Raw genomic sequence first — 21,205 nt, 5'->3', positions numbered from 1 at the left:
TAAAAGATAGTATCCATCGATAAAGTAGATAGTTCATGCGTTACTCCCCTGAAGCATTAACGGCATTTGTTGAGACGGTGTCCTGCGGTTCATTTTCTGCGGCGGCCCGGCGGCTACGTAAAAGCCAGTCCACCATCAGCACGGCGATTGCACATCTGGAGGCCGATCTTGGCTTTGCGTTGTTTGACCGTTCGTCACGTCAGCCAACGCTTACCGAACAAGGCAAGCGGGTGCTTGGCTACGTACAGGCGATTTTGTCAGCCAGCGAGCGTCTGGATGAAGCGGCGATTTCGCTGTCGGGTGATACCGAAGCGCGTCTGACCTTTGTGCTTTCGGACACGCTGCATCCGGATGTGCTGGAAGAATTAATGGTGCAGTTTGACCGCAAGTTCCCCCACACAGAATTTGAATGTCTGATTGGTGAAGATGACGATGTGATCGATCTGCTGCAAAAAGGACGCGCGCAGGTTGGGCTGATCGAAGCGCGAGAAAATTATCCGACAGATATGGGCGTCACGCGTTTGCCGATGCAAACCTGGATGGGACTGTACGTTGCGGCCCCGCATCCACTGGCGACGCAAAAAAATCTGCAATGGGAGCAGCTCCACACCTGGCGCGAACTGCGTCTGAATACTTATCTGGAAAGCGGGACCAACGTCGCACGTGGTCCTGTCTGGTCTGCTCCCAACTATCTGTTGTTGCTGAGTATGGCGGTACAGGGATTTGGCTGGTGCGCACTACCTTGCGCGCTGGTGGAAGAGTTTGCGGCAGAAAAACCACTGGTTCAGTTGAAGATACCGGGTTGGCCAAAAGCTATCTCAATCGATCTGTTATGGAATAAGAAATCCCCTCCGGGGGTAGCGGGAAGCTGGTTACGTGACCATTTGCAGCAAAGTGGCGTCGCGATGACGAATAAATGATACCTATTTCCTTTGTGATAAAAATCACCATTTTTAAACAACTACGATAACTATCTTTAACAATCATCTACTATTGCGATGTTATTTTGCGCTGAGGTGGTGATGAAAGAGGTTGTGATAGTGGGGGCGTTAAGGACACCGATTGGCTGCTTCCAGGGAACGCTGGCGCGCCACTCTGCCGTTGAACTCGGCAGCATGGTGGTCAGGGCATTACTGGAACGCACTGGCGTGGATGTTCACGCCGTTGATGAGGTGATCCTTGGTCAGGTCCTCACTGCGGGGGCCGGACAGAACCCGGCGCGCCAGTCTGCTATCAATGGTGGATTACCCAATACCGTTTCCGCTATTACCATTAATGATGTGTGTGGTTCAGGTTTGAAAGCGCTGCACCTGGCGACTCAGGCTATCCAGTGTGGTGAAGCTGATATCGTGATAGCCGGCGGGCAAGAAAACATGAGTCGCGCACCGCACGTCCTCACCGACAGCCGCACTGGCGCGCAACTGGGTAACAGTCAACTTGTCGACAGCCTGGTTCATGATGGACTGTGGGATGCTTTCAACGACTATCATATGGGCGTTACCGCTGAAAATCTGGCACGGGAATATGGTATCAGCCGCGAATTACAGGACGCCTACGCGCTGAGTTCTCAGCACAAAGCGCGTATGGCGATTGATGCAGGACGTTTTAAAGATGAAATCGTGCCGGTGGTGACCCAGCGTAATGGGCAATCCTTTGTGGTGGATACCGATGAGCAACCGCGCACCGATGCCAGCGCCGAAGGGTTGGCGCGTCTGGACCCCACTTTTGACAGGCTCGGTTCGGTAACGGCGGGTAATGCGTCATCGATAAACGATGGTGCTGCCGCCGTGATGATGATGAGCGAGTCCAAAGCGCAGGCGTTGAATTTACCGGTACTGGCCCGTATTCGCGCTTTTGCCAGTGTCGGCGTTGACCCCGCACTCATGGGGATTGCGCCAGTGTACGCGACGCGTCGCTGCCTTGAGCGCGTCGGCTGGCAACTGGCGGACGTCGATTTGATTGAAGCCAATGAAGCATTCGCTGCGCAGGCATTATCCGTTGGGAAAATGCTGGAATGGGACGAGCGTCGGGTAAATGTGAACGGTGGGGCCATTGCGCTCGGCCACCCAATTGGTGCCTCTGGTTGCCGTATTCTGGTGTCGTTGGTCCACGAGATGGTTAAACGCCGGGCGCATAAAGGGCTGGCAACGTTATGTATTGGTGGTGGCCAGGGCGTTGCACTTGCCATCGAACGTGATTAAGTCTTTAAAATCCCCTATCAGATACACCACCATCGCGCAGTTCCGGTTCATGTAAAAAAGCCCTCCACAAGGAGGGCAAGGCCAGTTACAGAAACATCCACTCTAAAACAACGTTAACTTATCAAAACGGCGTTTCATTTCGTGTGATTCACAACGCACTTTGTAAGAAAAGGTGTGTGAATTCCTCTTCAGCAGGGCTGTTTTTTCACAACGCTACTTGTCCCTCTTATTACCTACTCTTTGTTGTATCTTTATAACTAACTGTTTTGTTTGTGTTTTATTTGTTTTCTTTGGTGCTGCTTTCGTAGTTTACCCAGGCTAGCGTGATCGCAATTACACTTTTGATAATAAGATGCGGAAAAAGTGAAACATCGTTTTAGTTATAATTGAAAACCCGTTCGGGGAGGGATATCATGAACGCATTAGGTAAAACGGAACGGCGTTTTGCTATCGCTCAAGAATTCACGGTCAATTTATCACTGGAGGTAAATGTGGACGTAAGACAAAGCATCCATAGTGCGCATGCTAAAACCCTGGATACCCAGGCGCTGCGTAATGAGTTTTTGGTAGAAGAAGTGTTTGTTGCTGACGAATACACCATGGTCTACAGCCACATTGACCGCATTATTGTTGGCGGCATTATGCCAGTGGGAAAAACCGTATCCGTGGGTGGCGAAGTGGGTAAGCAACTGGGCGTAACCTACTTCCTGGAGCGTCGTGAGTTAGGCGTGATCAACATCGGTGGGCCGGGCACGATTACTGTTGACGGCCAGTGCTATGAAATTGGTCATCGCGATGCGCTGTATGTCGGTAAAGGGGCAAAAGAAGTTGTTTTTGCCAGCATTGACCCTGCAAAACCCGCCAAGTTCTATTATAACTGCGCGCCGGCACACATGACTTATCCAACCAAAAAAGTGACTCCAGCCGACGTTGCGCCAGTGACGTTGGGTGATGATCTCACGAGTAACCGCCGTACCATCAACAAGTATTTTGTGCCGGACGTACTGGAAACCTGCCAACTGAGCATGGGCCTGACCGAACTGGCGCCAGGCAACCTGTGGAACACCATGCCGTGCCATACCCATGAACGCCGTATGGAAGTCTATTTCTACTTCAATATGGAAGAAGACACCTGTGTCTTCCACATGATGGGGCAACCTCAGGAAACGCGTCATATCGTGATGCACAATGAGCAGGCGGTAATTTCCCCTAGCTGGTCTATCCATTCTGGCGTGGGTACGAAAGCCTATACCTTCATCTGGGGTATGGTTGGCGAAAATCAGGTCTTTGATGATATGGACCACGTTGCAGTCAAAGATCTGCGCTAGTCGCGGGCGGCTACTCAGCCTGTCTGTGACGGGCATTATAAAAAATAAGGATTTACAATGATTTTGAATGCATTCTCTCTTGAAGGTAAAGTCGCCGTTGTGACGGGTTGTGACACCGGTTTGGGTCAGGGGATGGCGCTGGGTCTGGCGGAAGCGGGTTGTGATATCGTGGGTATCAACATTGTTGAGCCGACTGAAACCATCGAACGTGTTACCGCACTGGGCCGCCGTTTTTTAAGCCTGACCGCCGATCTGCGTCAGATTGATGGTATTCCGGCACTGCTGGAGCGTGCGGTTGCAGAATTCGGTCATATCGACATTCTGGTGAACAACGCCGGTCTTATCCGTCGTGAAGATGCTATCGACTTCAGCGAAAAAGACTGGGACGACGTGATGAACCTGAACATTAAGAGCGTGTTCTTTATGTCTCAGGCGGCGGCGAAGCACTTCATTGCCCAGGGTAACGGCGGTAAAATTATTAATATCGCCTCTATGCTCTCCTTCCAGGGCGGCATTCGTGTTCCGTCTTATACCGCGTCAAAAAGCGGCGTAATGGGCGTAACGCGTCTGATGGCCAACGAGTGGGCAAAACATAACATCAACGTGAATGCGATCGCACCGGGTTACATGGCGACCAATAACACGCAGCAGCTGCGTGCTGATGAGCAGCGTAGCGCCGAAATTCTCGATCGTATCCCAGCGGGTCGTTGGGGTCTGCCAAGCGATCTTATGGGGCCTGTTGTGTTCCTGGCCTCCAGCGCATCTGACTACATTAACGGTTATACCGTTGCGGTCGACGGTGGCTGGCTGGCGCGTTAATTTATCGTCCAGCATCAAAAAACCCTGCCAATGGCAGGGTTTTTTTTGGTTTTAAGTTATTTTAATCCATATTCTGTTTATAAATTAATCCATACATAATTACATATGTATGGATTGGTAATAATTAATACTCTTTAATATCAGTGTATTAAATTTAATTGAGTAATTAGCGGTAAATTTTAAAATTGGAATATCCATCACATAACGATGTGGTGCAGCAATTTCATCCATGTTTTTGCCGTTTCCCGCCTGACGCTTCCTGCAAGGGATCCCTTACTTTCATCGACATGGCTTACTCTGTATCTGGCAGGAAAAAATGGTCTCAATTAATCATGAAGCTGCTTTAACACCACGTACGCAGCGCGATACGCGACGTATGAACTTGTTTGTCTCTATTTCTGCGGCTGTCGCAGGGTTGTTATTTGGTCTCGATATCGGCGTAATTGCCGGCGCGTTGCCTTTTATCACCGATCACTTTGTATTGACCAGCCGTCTGCAGGAGTGGGTGGTGAGCAGTATGATGCTGGGTGCGGCAATTGGTGCGCTGTTTAATGGCTGGTTGTCATTCCGACTGGGGCGCAAATACAGCCTGATGGCCGGGGCGATCCTGTTTGTCGTGGGTTCCCTGGGGTCGGCATTGGCTTCCAGCGTGGAAATGCTCATTGTTGCCCGCGTGGTACTGGGCGTTGCCGTAGGTATCGCCTCCTACACTGCGCCACTCTACTTGTCTGAAATGGCCAGTGAGAATGTGCGTGGTAAGATGATCAGTATGTATCAACTGATGGTTACGTTGGGCATTGTGCTGGCCTTTTTATCCGATACCGCGTTTAGCTACAGCGGTAACTGGCGCGCTATGCTGGGTGTATTGGCGCTCCCGGCGGTGTTGCTGATTGTTCTGGTCGTTTTCCTGCCTAACAGCCCGCGCTGGCTGGCAGAGAAAGGTCGCCATATTGAAGCAGAAGAAGTATTACGCATGTTGCGTGATACGTCAGAAAAGGCCCGTGATGAGCTGAACGAAATTCGTGAAAGTCTGAAGCTGAAGCAGGGCGGTTGGGCACTGTTTAAAATTAACCGAAACGTACGGCGTGCGGTTTTCCTCGGGATGTTGTTGCAGGCAATGCAGCAGTTCACCGGGATGAACATCATTATGTACTACGCGCCGCGCATTTTTAAAATGGCCGGTTTTACCACCACTGAACAGCAGATGATTGCGACATTAGTCGTTGGCTTAACCTTTATGTTCGCGACTTTTATTGCTGTTTTTACAGTAGATAAAGCCGGACGCAAACCGGCACTGAAAATTGGTTTCAGCGTGATGGCCATTGGGACCCTGGTCCTCGGCTATTGCCTGATGCAGTTTGATAACGGCACCGCATCCAGTGGACTTTCCTGGCTGTCAGTCGGCATGACCATGATGTGTATCGCCGGTTATGCAATGAGCGCCGCACCGGTGGTGTGGATCCTGTGTTCTGAGATTCAGCCGCTGAAATGTCGCGATTTTGGCATCACCTGTTCCACCACCACGAACTGGGTGTCGAACATGATTATCGGCGCAACCTTCCTGACGTTGCTCGACAGTATTGGCGCCGCGGGTACGTTCTGGCTTTATACCGCACTGAACGTCGTATTTATTGGTATTACTTTCTGGCTTATTCCTGAAACCAAAAACGTTACGCTGGAACACATCGAACGTAAGCTGATGGCTGGCGAGAAGTTAAGAGATATTGGGGTGTAAGTGAGCAGGAAGCCCGATAGATCAATTGATTATCGGGCTTCCATTGCTACCTATTTCATTGTGGAGCCGCCTGCCTGACGAGGAGATCCTTAGCAGACAGCCCGGTTATCTTTAGTATAATTTCATGACTAATACCATTCGCTAACATCATCTGGGCAATGCGTAATGCCTCTTGTTGTTTGGCTTCCTGTTGCAAGACTTCCGCGATAGTCATCAGACGTTCCTTTTGCTGTGGTACCCGATGGGCAACCTCACGGATAAATTTATCAACGTGAGGCGTATTTCCAAACTGCATCATGTAATTAAATAGCGTTTTGAGCTGGCTGTCATTAGCGTATCCCGTAGCCAGCAATGAGACCAGTTGCTCCACTAACCCCATTAAATCACGCTTGCGGATATGTTTTTGCATCAATTCCAGCAGTGCTATACGGCGATGCTGCATAATTTCGTCATCGGGTATTACTGTGATATCCACCAGCGGAAATGTTGCTGAGTAAAGCTGTCGTGCCAGTGCGGGATCGTCAAACTCATCCAGCCAGCAGAGTGAAAAGGGGTAGGGGCTGAGAGCGCCATGATAAAACAACATCGGTATCACCAAAGGTAATGTTTTATGGCCAGCATCCAAATGGCGTTGCATTGCAGCCATGGCATAGCGCATCAGCCGAAATGCCATGTGAGCGTCTGGCGAACTCTGATGCTCGATAACAACATAGATATACCCATCGCCTTCGTTTGTTTTTAATGACCACAGCACGTCGGAGTAGCTGGCTCGCAGGCTATCCTCAATAAAACTGCCTGATTCCAGTTTTAGCGTTTGCAGATCACATAGCTCCCGCAAGGTTGATGGAAGATAGATATCCAGAAAATCTCTTGCGGTATCGGGATGGTACAAGAACTGTTTGAAGACTGCGTCATGTGGAGTGGCTGTTGTCATTTTTGTCATGGCGATCCGTCACCGTTAATTAAGATAACGTGACTGTAATCGCCCACATGGCGAGGCGCATTGGGTGATTAACGCTTATGCGAGCTGGTATCGAAGGAAAATGCCCCACCTTGTAACGCATTCATTTTTAGGGAACTGAGTACGCATTTTAGCGTGTTCTCAAACCGTTCAGTAGCACGGCTTGAGAACAGCGAAATTACCCGTGCAGAAAATCTTCGCGTATGGGCGTGAAGGTATCAAGCAATGTCCCCGGCTTTAAACAGACGCAGCCGTGCATGATATTGGGTTGCTTGTACAGGGTGTCTCCTGCACTGACAACATGCTTTTCTTCCCCAATCGTAAATTCAAACTCACCCGATAAAACGTACGTGAGTTGTTCATGCGGGTGGTTGTGCATCGGGCCAACTGCGCCCTGCTCGAAATTCACTTCCACGGCCATCATTTTGCCATCGTGAGCCAGAATACGCCGGGTAACGCCGTTACCCAGATCTTCAAGCGTGGTTTCTTTATGAAAAATAAACATTCGGTATTCTCGCAATAAAATGAAACATTATTTCATTAAATTTATATCAGAAAATAAAAAAAGGAAATGTGCGCCGACAGATGTGGAAAGTTGATCACATCTTTGGTTCACTGGGAGGACAACCACGAATAAGGGCAAATGATGAAAACGATTGGTCTGTTAGGCGGAATGAGCTGGGAATCCACTATTCCCTATTATCGTCTGATTAATGAAGGGGTTAAGCAGAGTCTGGGCGGTCTGCATTCTGCGAAGATTCTGCTGCACAGCGTCGATTTCCATGAGATTGAAGCCTGTCAGTCGAACGGTGACTGGCAGCGGGCAGGGGAGATCCTGGCGCAGGCTGCGGTGGGGTTACAGCAAGCGGGTGCTGAAGGGATTGTGCTGTGTACCAACACCATGCATAAAGTGGCCGAGGCCATTGAAACGGCCTGCGATGTCCCGTTTTTGCACATTGCCGATGCAACGGGGCGGGCCATACAACAGCAGAAGATGAGTAACGTCGCGTTGTTGGGCACGCGTTACACCATGGAACAGGATTTCTATCGTGGGCGTTTACAGACGGAATTTGGCATTAGCACGCTAATCCCTGACGCTGATGACCGACAGAAAATAAACCAGATTATTTTCGAGGAACTGTGCCTTGGTGAATTTAGCGAAACGTCCCGTGATTACTACCTGAGCGTGATTGAGCGACTGGCTCGTCAGGGTGCACAAGGGGTGATCTTCGGCTGCACCGAAATTGGCCTGCTGGTTCCCACTGAAATGAGCCCGTTGCCGGTCTTCGATACCGCGGCGATCCATGCGCAGGATGCTGTGACGTTTATGCTTTCACCTGAGACTGCAAAATAGCATCCAGTGGATCGGTAAGCCGGTGGAGATGGGCCTGTAGATGTGCCGTAAAAGCATCAACCAGCGCGGATGCCGGACGATGCAGTGGATGAATGAGGCTGACGGTAAAAGGTACCGAAACACTAAAACGCCGGATGGCAATCCCGCTGCCTGCGTAATCCAGTGCGGTCAGCGGGTTCACTACTGAGATCCCCACGCCGGCACGCACCATCGCACAAATTGATGCGGCACTGTGCGTTTCTATTACCATTCGGCGCTTGACCTGATGATCATTAAACAGGGTATCCAGCAACTGGCGATAGCTGTCGGTGCGCGACAGGCTGATATAGTTTTCCCCCTGAAAATCTTGCGGTGTTAATACTGCTTTCCCGGTTAGCGGATGTCCCTGCGGCAGCACGCACACTTCATCCAGCGACAGTAACTCAGTGCGTTTAGTCCCAGCGGGGGTATGCAGGGTCTCAGTTAACCCGAGATCGTGACGTTGTGCTGATAGCCACTCTTCCAGCAGCGGCGACTCCTGCGGCACAATCTGAATGTTAACCTGTGGGTAGCGGGTGAGGAAGGGGTGTAGCAACGGAGGTAAAAAGGACTGTGAGAACACGGGCAGACAGACAATCGACAGCTCACCCTGACGAAATTCACGCAGGCTTTCGGCGGCGCTGACGATCCGATCCAGGCCATACCAGGATCGCTGCACCTCTTCAAACAGGCGTAGACCTTGCACTGTAGGATGCAGCCGACCTCGCGTACGTTCGAACAGTGTTAACCCCAGAACTTTTTCAAATCTTGCCAGCTCGCGACTGACGGTAGGCTGCGACGTATGCAGCATCCGTGCGGCTTCCGTCAGGTTGCCTGCTGTCATAATGGCGTGAAAAATTTCAATGTGGCGTAAGTTAACGGCGGGCATTGTCGATCCTCAAATAAACATCCCATATCATTTTTGCATAGACTCGCGATAAAACGATATTTTTTATTCTCTTCGTGCTGTGGCGTAATCATAAAAAAGCCAATACCGGAGCACACCATGCCACGCCCACTCAACAGCACTGATACTGACCTGACCGCAGATAACCTGCTGCGTCTGCCCGCCGAATTCGGCTGTCCGGTATGGGTTTACGATGCGCAGATTATCCGCGCGCAGATAGCCAAACTGAGTCAGTTTGATGTGGTGCGTTTCGCCCAAAAGGCCTGCTCGAATATTCATATACTGCGCCTGATGCGCGAGCAGGGCGTGAAGGTGGATTCCGTCTCGCTTGGTGAGATTGAACGTGCGCTGGCGGCAGGTTTCGTGCCGGGAAATGATGAGATCGTCTTTACCGCCGATATGATTGACCAGGCGACGCTGGCCCGGGTGTATGAGCTACGTATTCCTGTAAACGCCGGGTCGGTTGATATGCTGGAACAACTGGGTCAGGATTCGCCAGGCCATCGCGTGTGGCTGCGCGTCAACCCAGGTTTTGGTCACGGGCACAGTCAAAAAACCAACACCGGCGGCGAGAACAGCAAACACGGTATCTGGTACAGCGATCTACCGGCGGCGCTGGAAGTAATCCAGCGCTACCAACTGAAGCTGGTGGGTATTCATATGCATATCGGATCCGGTGTGGACTACGGCCATCTGGAACAGGTATGCGGCGCGATGGTGCGTCAGGTTGTCGAGTTCGGTCAGGATCTGGAGGCGATCTCCGCGGGCGGCGGGTTGTCGATCCCGTATCGCGAAGGAGAAGAGGCGATCAACACCGATCACTACTTTGGTTTGTGGAGCGCGGCACGCGATCAAATAGCCAAACATCTGGGGCATCCGGTGAAGCTTGAGATCGAGCCAGGACGCTTTCTGGTGGCGGAAGCGGGTGTTCTGGTGGCGCAGGTGCGCAGTGTGAAAGAGATGGGCAGTCGTCACTTCGTGTTGATCGACGCTGGCTTTAACGATCTGATGCGGCCAGCAATGTACGGCAGCTATCACCATATCTCCGCACTGGCCGGGGATGGCCGCTCGCTGGATAATGCGGCGCAGATTGAGACGGTGATTGCCGGTCCACTGTGCGAATCGGGCGATGTTTTTACCCAACAGGAAGGTGGCAAAGTCGAAACCCGTCTATTACCTGCGGTAGTGCCGGGAGATTACCTGGTATTGCATGATACCGGTGCGTATGGCGCATCGATGTCGTCGAACTACAATAGCCGCCCGCTGCTACCGGAAGTGCTGTTTGATAACGGCGTGGCGCGACTGATTCGTCGTCGCCAGACCATTGAAGAGCTACTGGCGCTGGAGCTTATCTGATTGCATGCCGGATGGCGCTACGCTTATCCGGCCTCCGAAATTAACGGTGGGTCTGTAGGCCGGATAAGCGAAGTCACCATCCGGCCTCTGATTACTTAAAGTACGGTCCAGGCGTTACGGAGTCACGCAACACCAGGGTGCCCGTAAACGGTGGAATGGGTTCTACGTCTTCGTCATTAGCCAGACGAATCGCCTGATCGATTGCCGTGGTTATCATGGTATCGATCGGCAGATAGACAGTGGAGAGTCCTGGCTCCAGCCATTTCGCGCTGGGCGCATCATCAAAACCGAACAGCGAAACATCCTCGGGGATCTTTAGTCCAGCCTGATGTAATGCTTTCGATGCACCTAACGCCATGTCATCGTTACAGGCGAACAGTGCGCTGAATTTCACCCCTTCATCCAACAATTCACGACAGGCTTCATAGCCCCTGGTCATCGTTGAATCGCCGTATTTGACCTTGGTGGGTTCCCAGGGAATACCATTTTTTTCCAGTGCCTTACGATATCCCATCAACCGGGATTTACCGGTTGGCGTATGGCCGGGGACGGTGATGCAGGCAATATCACGATGTCCTTGCGAGATGAGGTAATCGACTGCCTGAAACGCCGCGTCTTCCTGTTCAAAGAAAATCGCACGGTCGCGGGCCTGGCTGACGTCGCGGTTAATGACCAGCAATGGCATATCAATGCGGGTCATCAACGACATAATCGCTTTTTCGCTCATGTAGCGGGTGTAGAGAATAATGGCGTCGCACTGTCGGTCGGCCAACATTTGAACAGCTTCCTGCTCACGCTCTGGTGTATCATGGCCGTCGGTGACAATCAGCTGTTTGCCGTGAGATTCCGTCTGGCGCGATGCCTGTTGCAGCAAACGACCAAAGTAGAATCCATCAAATGTAGACACCACCAAACCAATGCTGTTGCTGGTGCGGTTTGCCAGTGAGCGGGCTAAAAAATTAGGCCGATAATCTAACGCCTGCATGGCTTTGAAGACTTTCTGGCGCGTGCTTTCTTTAACCTGCCCCGTACCATTAAGTACGCGTGAAACGGTCGCTTTCGATACGCCAGCATGTCGTGAAACGTCTAACATCGTTGTCATGACGCAATCCTGATTAATCGTTTGACGAAGAATTTCCCGGCTCTGTCAGCGCTGAAACGGAATGCCGACGTACCAGCGTTGGGTTAAAGACGTGAGTGATTTCCGGGACCGGACGTTTTTCGGCCAGCGCCAGCGCCAGCTCGGCGGCCTGGGTTGCCATCGTCACGATAGGGTAGCGTACCGTCGTCAGCCGTGGGCGCACGTAGCGTGAAACCAATACATCATCAAAACCAATCAGCGAGATTTCGCCCGGTACATCAATGCCATTATCGTTTAACACACCCATAGCGCCCGCCGCCATTGAGTCGTTATAGCAGGCGATTGCCGTGAAGTTTTTGCCGCGACCAAGCAGCTCAGTCATTGCCTGCTCGCCGCCGCTTTCATCGGGCTCGCCAAACGTGACCAGTCGATCGTTTACCGGAATATTGCTTTCCGCCAGCGCGTCGTAATAGCCTTGCAAACGATCTTCCGCATCTGAAATGCTGTGGTTGGAACACAGATAACCGATGCGCGTATGGCCCTGCTGAATAAGATGACGGGTTGCCAGCCACGCACCGTAACGATCGTCCAGCGCAACGCAGCGTTGTTTGAATCCCGGTAAGATTCGGTTGATCAGTACCATTCCGGGGATCTGTTTCATCAATGATGCGAGCTCGGCATCCGGGATAATTTTAGCGTGGACCACGAGGGCTGCGCAGCGGTGGCGAATAAGCTGCTCAATCGCCTGACGTTCCTTTTGCTCGTTATGGTAGCCGTTGCCAATCAGTAAAAAATTACCGGTGTTATAGGCCACCTGCTCGACAGCTTTAACCATTGCCCCAAAGAATGGATCGGACACATCACCTACTACCAGACCGACGGTTTCAGTTGATTGTTGTGCCAGCGCACGCGCATTGGCGTTGGGGTGGTAGCTGAGTGATTCCATTGCACTCATTACAGCCAGACGCGATGCTTCGCTGGCTTTGGGGGAGTCATTGATCACTCGAGAAACGGTGGCGACTGATACACCAGCTAGTCGGGCTACATCCTTTATGGTCGCCATGATAGTACCTGTTGTGGGTAAACGCTTACATCCCGTCAGTGTTACGGAAAACGGCTGTCTGTTCAAGCAGATTGCCCGTCAGGACGTCGCAAATGTGAGCGGACACGAGCGAAGTAAGACAGAAAATTGAAAATGAAAACCTTTGCTTACACTTTGCGATGTGCTGTTGCGATTGTTCGCTGGTGAGGGGAGAGAGCGGATTGATAAAGTTGAGATCCCAGAGGTATTGATAGGTGAAATCAACTTTCGGGTTGATCACAAGATTTACACCAGCCTGCGCAGATGCGCAGGTTTTTTTTTGCGTTCAGCGTATCTGTAACAGTAACCGATAATTTACACAACTCGTTGCACTTGGGTTCATTCCTTTGCGTTTTCCAACTGGCGGAACGGCGCGGTGACGACCACAATCAAGATCCCAGAGGTATTGATTGGTGAGATTATTCGGTACGCACTTCGTACCTGTCTCTTGCACCGACCTGCGCGGATGCGCAGGTTTTTTTTCGGACTCTATTTACCCGTTACCTGTCGCGCCCATTCCCCAACTCGTATACTCTCCCATCATTGATGTTTATATAATTAATGGCACAGGGAGTTGAGATGCTATTTGGCTTTTTTCGTAAGCTGTTTCGCGTACTTTTTCGTGTTCGCGTCACGGGCGATGTCAGCGTGCTACGGGGAGAACGTGTCTTAATCACGCCTAACCATGTCTCATTTATCGATGGTATCCTGCTGGCGCTCTTTTTACCGATTCGCCCTGTGTTTGCCGTTTATACTTCTATTAGTCAGCAATGGTATATGCGCTGGCTCACTCCACTGATTGATTTCGTACCGTTAGACCCAACCAAACCGATGTCGATTAAACATCTGGTACGCTTGGTTGAACAGGGACGTCCGGTGGTTATCTTCCCGGAAGGGCGTATTTCGACCAGCGGTTCACTGATGAAAATCTACGACGGTGCCGGGTTTGTTGCCGCAAAATCAAAGGCGACGGTGGTGCCTGTGCGTATTGAAGGCGCGGAACTGACCCATTTCAGCCGTCTGAAAGGTCTGGTTAAACAGCGATTCTTCCCGCAAATCAGCATCCATATCCTACCGCCAACGTCATTGCCGATGCCGGAAGCGCCGCGCGCGCGCGATCGTCGCAAAATGGCCGGTGAAATGCTGCATCAGATTATGATGGAAGCGCGTATGGCCGTCCGCCCGCGTGAAACGTTATACGAGTCTCTGCTGGCGGCAAAATACCGGTTTGGCGCAGGCAAAAACTGCATTGAAGATATTAATTTCACGCCGGACAGCTATCGCAAACTGCTGACGAAAACGCTGTTTGTCGCACGTATTCTGGAAAAATACAGCGCCGAGGGGGAAAGAATTGGCCTGATGCTGCCAAATGCGGGTATCAGCGCGGCGGTTATTTTTGGTGCTATTGCGCGTCGACGTATCCCGGCCATGATGAACTACACCGCGGGTGTGAAGGGGTTAACCAGCGCCATTACCGCGTCAGAAATCAAAACCATTTTTACCTCCCGGCAGTTTCTCGATAAAGGCAAGCTCTGGCATTTGCCGGAACAACTTACTCAAGTGCGCTGGGTGTACCTGGAAGACCTGAAGGCCGATGTGACCTTTGGCGATAAGCTGTGGATTTTTTCACATCTGCTGGCTCCGCACCTGGCACAGGTGAAACAGCAGCCGGAAGAGGCCGCGGTGATCCTCTTTACCTCGGGATCAGAAGGCCACCCGAAAGGTGTTGTACACAGCCATAAGAGCCTCCTGGCGAACGTCGAACAGATTAAGACGATTGCCGATTTCACCGCCGACGATCGCTTTATGTCAGCATTGCCGCTATTTCATTCCTTTGGCCTGACGGTAGGGTTATTTACGCCGTTGCTGACCGGTGCTGAAGTGTTTTTGTACCCCAGTCCGCTGCATTACCGCATCGTTCCTGAGCTGGTATATGACCGTAACTGCACCGTGTTGTTTGGTACCTCAACGTTCCTTGGCAATTATGCGCGGTTTGCTCATCCCTATGATTTCCACCGTCTGCGCTATGTTGTTGCCGGGGCCGAAAAGCTGCAAGACAGCACGAAGCAGTTGTGGCAGGAGAAATTCGGTCTCCGCGTTCTTGAAGGCTATGGGGTGACGGAATGTGCGCCGGTGGTGTCGATTAACGTACCAATGGCGGCGAAATCGGGAACGGTAGGGCGCATTCTGCCTGGTATGGATGCCCGACTGTTGGCGGTGCCTGGTATTGAAGATGGCGGGCGTTTACAGCTGAAAGGCCCTAATATTATGAGCGGCTATCTGCGCGTCGAAAAGCCGGGTGTACTGGAAGTCCCAACCGCAGAAAATGCCCAGGGCCAGATAGAACACGGCTGGTACGATACCGGTGATGTCGTGCGCTTTGATGAAAATGGCTTTGTACAGATTCAGGGGCGCGCCAAGCGCTTTGCCAAAATCGCCGGTGAGATGGTGTCACTGGAAATGGTTGAACAACTGGCGCTGGCGGTATCTGCTGACAAAATGCATGCCACGGCTATCAAGAGCGATGCCAGTAAAGGGGAAGCGCTGGTGCTGTTTACTACAGACGGCGAGCTGACCCGTGAAAAATTACTCCAGTATGCGCGCATCCACGGCATTCCAGAGCTTGCCGTACCGCGTGATATCCGCCACCTGAAACAACTCCCTCTGCTCGGCAGCGGTAAGCCAGATTTTGTCACACTGAAAAGCTGGGTCGATGAACCGGAAAAACAACATGCGTGAGTCAGCACACACTAGCACTTCAATCTGGTCAAAAGGGATGATGTCCGTTATCGCCGCGCAGTTTTTGTCAGCGTTTGGCGATAACGCGTTGTTGTTTGCTACCCTGGCTTTGCTCAAGGCGCAGTTCTACCCGGACTGGAGCCAGCCAATTCTGCAAATGGTGTTTGTGGGTGCTTACATTCTGTTTGCTCCTTTTGTCGGGCAGGTCGCGGATAGCTTTGCGAAAGGCAGAGTGATGATGTTCGCCAACGGTCTCAAGCTGCTGGGGGCGGCGAGTATCTGTTTCGGCTTTAACCCGTTTCTGGGGTATACGCTGGTGGGTATTGGCGCAGCGGCGTATTCTCCGGCCAAGTATGGCATCCTGGGTGAGCTGACGACCGGCGACAAGCTGGTGAAAGCCAACGGTCTGATGGAAGCTTCCACCATTGCCGCTATCTTGCTGGGTTCTGTTGCTGGCGGTGTGCTGGCCGATTGGCATGTCATTGCTGCGCTTTCCGCCTGCGCCCTGGCTTATGCTGGTGCTGTGGTGGCTAACCTGTTTATCCCGAAACTGGCCGCGGCTCGCCCCGGTCAGTCGTGGCATTTGGGGAAAATGACGCGCAGTTTCTTCTGTGCCGCCTCTTCGCTGTGGCGTAACGGCGAAACACGTTTCTCGTTGGTAGGAACCAGCCTGTTTTGGGGCGCGGGCGTCACACTGCGTTTTCTTCTGGTGTTGTGGGTGCCGGTGGCGTTGGGCATTACCGATAACGCCACACCGACCTATCTTAACGCTATGGTGGCTATCGGGATTGTTGTGGGTGCCGGTGCGGCAGCAAAACTGGTGACGCTGGAAACGGTGTCGCGTTGCATGCCTGCGGGGATTCTGATCGGCGTGGTCGTCCTGGTTTTCTCGCTCCAGCATGCGCTGTTGCCAGCTTATGCCTTACTGATGCTTATCGGCGTGTTGGGCGGTTTTTTTGTGGTGCCGTTGAATGCGTTGCTTCAGGAACGGGGCAAGAAAAGCGTCGGTGCGGGTAATGCGATAGCGGTGCAAAACCTCGGTGAAAACAGCGCGATGTTGCTGATGCTCGGTATCTACTCACTGGCGGTGTTGGTGGGTATTCCTGCGGTAGCCATTGGCGTTGGATTTGGTGCGCTGTTTGCCCTGGCGATTACGGCTCTGTGGATTTGGCAGCGCCGCCATTAGTCTGTTGTATGCTGTTGCCGGATGGCGGCGTTGCCTTATCCGGCCTACAGGACGCTCACTTTGTAGGCCTGATAAGCGTAGCGCCATCAGGCGCTAATCGTCGCGGTGCGAGATAAGTATGCTATGAATGTGCCGGATGGCGGCGTTACCGTATACGGCCTACAGGATGCTCACTTTGTAGGCCTGATAAGCGTAGCGCCATCAGGCGCTAACTGTTACGGTGCAGGATAGGTATACACCTGATGCACCGCTTCAATCTCCGCCAGTACTTCTTCACTCAACTGCAGATGCAGGCTTTCAACGTTGGTTTTTAGCTGCTCCATCGTCGTTGCGCCCAGCAGTGTGCTGGCGACAAACGGCTGACGACGAACAAAGGCCAGCGCCATCTGCGCAGGATCGAGGTTATGGCGTTTGGCGATATCCACATAGGCAGCTACCGCTTTTTGCGTTTGTTCGCTGCTGTAGCGCGTAAAACGGCTAAACAGCGTATTGCGCGCGCCGGCAGGTTTCGCACCGTTCAGGTATTTGCCGGTTAAGGTGCCAAAACCAAGACACGAGTAGGCCAGGAGCTCAACGCCTTCATACTGGCTCACTTCGGCCAGTCCAACTTCAAAGCTGCGGTTTAGCAGGCTATACGGGTTCTGGATAGTGGCGATACGCGGCAGGTCATGTTTGTCTGCCAGGTGCAGGTAACGCATTACGCCAAACGCCGTTTCGTTAGAAACACCGATGTAACGAATCTTACCTGCACGCTGAAACTCTGCCAACGCGTCCAGCGTATCCAGCAGGGAAACGACCGGCGCGGAGTCCGTCCAGCTATATCCCAGCTTACCAAAGCAGTTTGTTGGACGCTGCGGCCAGTGGACCTGATAGAGATCGAGATAATCGGTCTGCAGTCTTTTCAGACTGTCGTGCAGTGCCTCACGGATGTTTTTACGATCCAGCGCCTGATTCGGTCGAATACCGCTGTCATTGTTACGTGCCGGGCCGCTAACTTTAGAGGCAACGATCAGTTTTTCGCGGCTGCCGTGTTTGGCAAGCCAGTTGCCCACATAAGTTTCGGTGAGTCCCTGGGTTTCAGGGCGAGGCGGTACCGGATACATCTCGGCAACGTCGATTAAATTTATGCCTTGTGCAACGGCATAGTCGAGCTGTGCATGTGCGTCGGCTTCGCTGTTTTGTTCACCAAACGTCATTGTGCCCAGCCCCAGTGTACTGACTTCCAGCGAGCTGTGGGGTATACGGTGATATTGCATAGCCGTTTCCTTTTTATAATCACGACATAAGGATTATAAAAATGGCTGAGGGAAGGGAAAAAGGGAAGCAAAATTGTTAAGGCCAGCAGCGTGGCTGACCTTAACCATCAACGCTCAATGATTTGAGAGACTTCGTCGCGGTTAATTTGCATCGCATTGCCTTGCTGATCGTGGTAACTCACCAGACCGGTATCATCGTCAATTTCTGGTTTACCATCGGTCAGGATCATTCGACCATCTTTTGTTGCCATCACATAATCACTGCTGCATCCGGAAACGGCAAAAGCCAGCCCGACGGCGGAAATTAAAACTGCCCATTTTTTCATCTGCTTATCCTCACATGGCCTGCGTCTGACACTAGTTTAGTAATAACGCGAAGTTGTGCGGGGCGAAAGCAGTAAAATCTTAATCTGTGAGAGAGGGAAGGTGCGCAGGGAGTATTCGCTCCCCATGCGGGGAGCGATAGTATCTGTCAGAGCGGATTTTTTTTATTGCGCCACAGGTTCAGAGTCTCTACAGCGATAGAGAAGAACATAGCGAAGTAAATGTATCCTTTCGGCACATGGACATCGAAGCTTTCCAGGATTAGCGTGAAGCCAACCAGTATCAGGAAAGAGAGTGCCAGCATTTTTACCGAAGGGTGACGATCAACAAACTCACCGATTGGGCGGGCTGCGAACATCATTACACCCACGGCAATCACGACGGCTGCCATCATAATAAACAGATGATCGGACAAGCCTACTGCGGTGATTACTGAGTCCAGACTGAAGATAATATCCAACAACATGATCTGCACAATCGCGCCGAGGAAAGAAGAGACGCGGGTTTTCAGCCCTTCCTCTTCGCCCTCAATGGACTCGTGGATCTCTTTACTCGCTTTCCAGATCAGGAACAATCCGCCGAGCAGAAGGATCAGATCGCGCGCTGAAATCGCCTCGCCAAACAGCTCGAATAACGGATTAGTGAGCCGCGTTACCCAGGCGATGGATGCCAGCAGCGCCAGGCGCATCACCATCGCTGCCGCCAGCCCGATTCGTCGGGCATGATTGCGTTGTGCTGTTGGGAGTTTTGCTACAACCAGAGAAAGGAAAATAATATTGTCGATCCCGAGAACGATCTCCAGCAGCGTCAGCGTACCGAGCGCCAGCCAGGCGTTAGGATCGGTTATCCATGCAAATAACATCGAACAAAGTCCTGCCAAAAAAAAGAAGCGGTAATTATAGGCGCGTAACGCGACGGGCGAAAGGTCAGGGTGTGTTATTGAGCCTGGAATAGAAAATGCCGTTCCAGCAGTGCGCGCGTAAAGTTCTTCTTCAGGTAAAATCCGCGTGGCAGAGTCAGGATCGGTTCACCATGGGCACCGATAGCCTCGGTAAGCGCCCGGGCGTTGGCGGCTTTTGGGCGTAGTTGTAAAACTTCACCATGACGGGCGGTGATACGTTCGACGTGCCCTAACACAATCATGTCCATTAACTCTTCCCAGTCCAGACGTAACTGTCGATCTTCCTCTTCATTCGGACTCCACAACAGCGGGGAGCCAACGCGACGTTCAGCCACAGGGATGCTGCGTTCACCTTCTACGGGTATCCACAATACGCGTTTAAGCTTGTGTCGAACATGGCTGGTTTCCCAGGTCACGCCGGTATTGCCGGTTAACGGTGCCACGCAGACAAAGGTCGTTTCCAACGGTCTGCCAAGGCTATCCACAGGGATCGTTTTTAACTCCACGCCCAGCGCGGCAAAATCCTGCTCCGGTTTACTGCCCGCACTGGCCCCAAGCCAGATTTCCAGCAGCACGCCAATCCAGCCTTTGTCCCGCTTCAGATCCTTTGGCGCGACGAGTCCAGCCATCGACGCCAGTTCTCCCAGCGTGTAGCCCGAAAGTTGCCGTGCCTGGTGCAGCAACTGGGCTTCGGATTCAGGAGGCGAAAGCAATGGATGGAGTTCTGGCATCAGGTTTACCCTTGGGGTTAAAAAATGAGCAATGATTTTATACCGTGTGGACAGAGTTTATCTTTTTCCACATGCTTTATCCAATTGCATGATTTATAGTGGTTTTTATATTTTTATGTAAAGTGTTGCGCAACAGAAAACTGGGTTTTCCAATTCTGGTCACTGACAATGAACAGGATCTTACACCATGTTATCCACAGAAAGATGGGATAACTGTGAAAAACCCCCACTACTGTTTCAATTTACAGCCTTGACGTGCGACGAAAATCGAATTTTCACACAAATTGTGCCTAACTTATTGGCATAATCTGTGGATAAAACCAACGCTGGTCGATCTTTCATCAGGTCGGAGATCGTATGCGTGATGCACATCACATTTCTGCATGTTTAGCTACGGTTGTTGCTTTTAACTTAATGAATATATAAGACTATTTTTGTTATGTGACGGATGTCTTATTCAGACTGTTCCGGGTTTTCCCATAGTAATTCCGTACTTCTTCACAACTATATCCACAGAAAAGGTGAATAAAATCGCCTATGTAGCGTATCTTCTGTTTATAACTTGGCCCTTTGCTGTGAGTTATTCAATTGTTATTAGAATATCGCGCCCTTAACAGAGTGGTTTACCGCCCCTCTGGAGTGTGAAACAATCGTTTGTATATAAGGTTTATGTTGAGGTAGTCCGGTGATTGATGACGATGGCTACCGCCCGAATGTAGGGATAGTAATTTGTAACCGCCAGGGGCAGGTCATGTGGGCCCGGCGATTTGGTCAGCACTCCTGGCAATTCCCGCAAGGCGGGATAAATGCAGGAGAGACAGCAGAGCAGGCGATGTACCGGGAACTCTTTGAAGAAGTCGGTCTGAGTCGTAAAGATGTACGGATCCTTGCTTCTACTCGTAACTGGTTGCGTTACAAGTTACCGAAACGTTTGGTGCGTTGGGACACAAAGCCGGTTTGTATCGGCCAGAAACAAAAATGGTTTCTTCTGCAGTTGGTCAGCAGCGATGCTGAAATCAATATGCAAACCAGCAGTACACCTGAGTTCGACGGCTGGCGCTGGGTGAGTTACTGGTATCCGGTTCGACAGGTGGTGTCATTTAAACGCGATGTCTATCGCAGGGTGATGAAAGAATTCGCAAGTGTTGTGATGGCGCTTCAGGAGAGCACTCCTAAGCCGCAAAGCGCACCTGCGTACAGACGTAAAAGAGGTTAAGCTACGCAAAT

19 protein-coding genes are annotated in these 21,205 nt (G+C 51.6%); 10 read left to right on the top strand and 9 right to left on the bottom strand.

What is annotated here, in order from left to right; genetic code table 11:
• Positions 1-35 precede the first annotated feature (35 nt).
• The 5 genes from NNO08_RS02810 to araE all read left to right on the top strand — a co-directional run bounded on the left by NNO08_RS02810 (position 36) and on the right by araE (position 6,083).
• A complete protein-coding gene (locus NNO08_RS02810) occupies positions 36-920 on the top strand; it encodes a LysR family transcriptional regulator (protein WP_271456144.1) in 885 nt (294 codons plus the stop codon).
• A 102-nt stretch (positions 921-1,022) separates the two neighbouring features.
• Positions 1,023-2,201 (top strand): acetyl-CoA C-acetyltransferase, encoded by a 1,179-nt coding sequence (locus tag NNO08_RS02805; RefSeq protein WP_271442356.1) that lies wholly within the window; start codon positions 1,023-1,025, stop codon positions 2,199-2,201.
• A 491-nt stretch (positions 2,202-2,692) separates the two neighbouring features.
• A complete protein-coding gene (kduI, locus tag NNO08_RS02800; protein WP_005123391.1) occupies positions 2,693-3,529 on the top strand; it encodes a 5-dehydro-4-deoxy-D-glucuronate isomerase in 837 nt (278 codons plus the stop codon).
• 57 nt (positions 3,530-3,586) lie between these two features.
• On the top strand, positions 3,587-4,348 hold the full coding sequence (kduD, locus tag NNO08_RS02795; RefSeq protein ID WP_005123393.1) for a 2-dehydro-3-deoxy-D-gluconate 5-dehydrogenase KduD: 762 nt from the start codon (positions 3,587-3,589) through the stop codon (positions 4,346-4,348).
• Between the two features lie 316 nt (positions 4,349-4,664).
• Positions 4,665-6,083: an arabinose-proton symporter AraE gene (araE, locus tag NNO08_RS02790; protein WP_202037846.1), complete on the top strand. Its 1,419-nt coding sequence runs from the start codon at positions 4,665-4,667 to the stop codon at positions 6,081-6,083.
• Between the two features lie 55 nt (positions 6,084-6,138).
• Here the strand turns inward: araE and NNO08_RS02785 are convergent, their stop codons facing one another.
• Together NNO08_RS02785 and NNO08_RS02780 are read right to left on the bottom strand one after the other, a co-directional pair.
• Positions 6,139-7,026, bottom strand: a complete 888-nt coding sequence (locus tag NNO08_RS02785) for an Rpn family recombination-promoting nuclease/putative transposase (RefSeq protein ID WP_271456143.1) — start codon at positions 7,024-7,026, stop codon at positions 6,139-6,141.
• Positions 7,027-7,222: 196 nt separating this feature from the next.
• Positions 7,223-7,549: a cupin domain-containing protein gene (locus NNO08_RS02780; RefSeq protein ID WP_271449492.1), complete on the bottom strand. Its 327-nt coding sequence runs from the start codon at positions 7,547-7,549 to the stop codon at positions 7,223-7,225.
• A 141-nt stretch (positions 7,550-7,690) separates the two neighbouring features.
• Here NNO08_RS02780 and NNO08_RS02775 point away from each other — a divergent pair, with 141 nt between their 5' ends.
• Entirely contained in the window at positions 7,691-8,398 is a 708-nt protein-coding gene (locus NNO08_RS02775; protein ID WP_271456191.1) for an aspartate/glutamate racemase, read from the top strand.
• Here the strand turns inward: NNO08_RS02775 and NNO08_RS02770 are convergent.
• Positions 8,370-9,305, bottom strand: a complete 936-nt coding sequence (locus NNO08_RS02770; RefSeq protein WP_271456142.1) for a LysR family transcriptional regulator — start codon at positions 9,303-9,305, stop codon at positions 8,370-8,372. The genes NNO08_RS02775 and NNO08_RS02770 overlap by 29 nt on opposite strands.
• A 117-nt stretch (positions 9,306-9,422) precedes the next feature.
• Here NNO08_RS02770 and lysA point away from each other — a divergent pair, with 117 nt between their 5' ends.
• A complete protein-coding gene (lysA, locus tag NNO08_RS02765) occupies positions 9,423-10,679 on the top strand; it encodes a diaminopimelate decarboxylase (RefSeq protein WP_271456141.1) in 1,257 nt (418 codons plus the stop codon).
• A gap of 91 nt (positions 10,680-10,770) precedes the next feature.
• Here lysA and NNO08_RS02760 read toward each other — a convergent pair whose 3' ends face one another.
• Together NNO08_RS02760 and galR are read right to left on the bottom strand one after the other, a co-directional pair.
• A complete protein-coding gene (locus tag NNO08_RS02760; RefSeq protein WP_271449540.1) occupies positions 10,771-11,772 on the bottom strand; it encodes a LacI family DNA-binding transcriptional regulator in 1,002 nt (333 codons plus the stop codon).
• A gap of 22 nt (positions 11,773-11,794) precedes the next feature.
• Positions 11,795-12,823, bottom strand: a complete 1,029-nt coding sequence (gene galR, locus NNO08_RS02755) for an HTH-type transcriptional regulator GalR (protein ID WP_271456140.1) — start codon at positions 12,821-12,823, stop codon at positions 11,795-11,797.
• A 597-nt stretch (positions 12,824-13,420) separates the two neighbouring features.
• Here galR and aas point away from each other — a divergent pair.
• A complete protein-coding gene (gene aas, locus NNO08_RS02750; RefSeq protein WP_271456139.1) occupies positions 13,421-15,580 on the top strand; it encodes a bifunctional acyl-ACP--phospholipid O-acyltransferase/long-chain-fatty-acid--ACP ligase in 2,160 nt (719 codons plus the stop codon).
• The gene (lplT, locus tag NNO08_RS02745; protein ID WP_271456138.1) at positions 15,573-16,766 is read left to right on the top strand and encodes a lysophospholipid transporter LplT; all 1,194 of its coding nucleotides are present in this window, start codon (positions 15,573-15,575) and stop codon (positions 16,764-16,766) included. Before aas ends, lplT begins: the two co-directional genes overlap by 8 nt.
• 215 nt (positions 16,767-16,981) lie before the next feature.
• On the opposite strand, the gene NNO08_RS02740 is transcribed toward lplT, so the two are convergent.
• From NNO08_RS02740 to mutH, 4 genes are all read right to left on the bottom strand, one after another.
• Entirely contained in the window at positions 16,982-18,022 is a 1,041-nt protein-coding gene (locus tag NNO08_RS02740) for an NADP(H)-dependent aldo-keto reductase (RefSeq protein ID WP_271456137.1), read from the bottom strand.
• 107 nt (positions 18,023-18,129) lie between these two features.
• Complete coding sequence (gene ygdR, locus NNO08_RS02735) at positions 18,130-18,348, bottom strand: lipoprotein YgdR (protein ID WP_005123410.1); 219 nt, start codon at positions 18,346-18,348, stop codon at positions 18,130-18,132.
• Between the two features lie 146 nt (positions 18,349-18,494).
• Entirely contained in the window at positions 18,495-19,208 is a 714-nt protein-coding gene (locus NNO08_RS02730; RefSeq protein WP_040232169.1) for a TerC family protein, read from the bottom strand.
• 74 nt (positions 19,209-19,282) lie between these two features.
• Positions 19,283-19,978, bottom strand: coding sequence for a DNA mismatch repair endonuclease MutH (mutH, locus tag NNO08_RS02725; protein ID WP_271456136.1), 696 nt, complete (start codon positions 19,976-19,978; stop codon positions 19,283-19,285).
• Between the two features lie 685 nt (positions 19,979-20,663).
• Between mutH and rppH the strand changes: the two genes are divergently transcribed.
• Positions 20,664-21,194, top strand: coding sequence for an RNA pyrophosphohydrolase (rppH, locus tag NNO08_RS02720; RefSeq protein ID WP_003825602.1), 531 nt, complete (start codon positions 20,664-20,666; stop codon positions 21,192-21,194).
• Positions 21,195-21,205: the final 11 nt, after the last annotated feature.

The organism is Citrobacter sp. Igbk 17 (assembly GCF_028069775.1).
Taxonomy (GTDB): domain Bacteria; phylum Pseudomonadota; class Gammaproteobacteria; order Enterobacterales; family Enterobacteriaceae; genus Citrobacter.
Note: the sequence above shows the minus strand (reverse complement) of the source record. Positions and strands in the feature narration are given on the sequence as shown.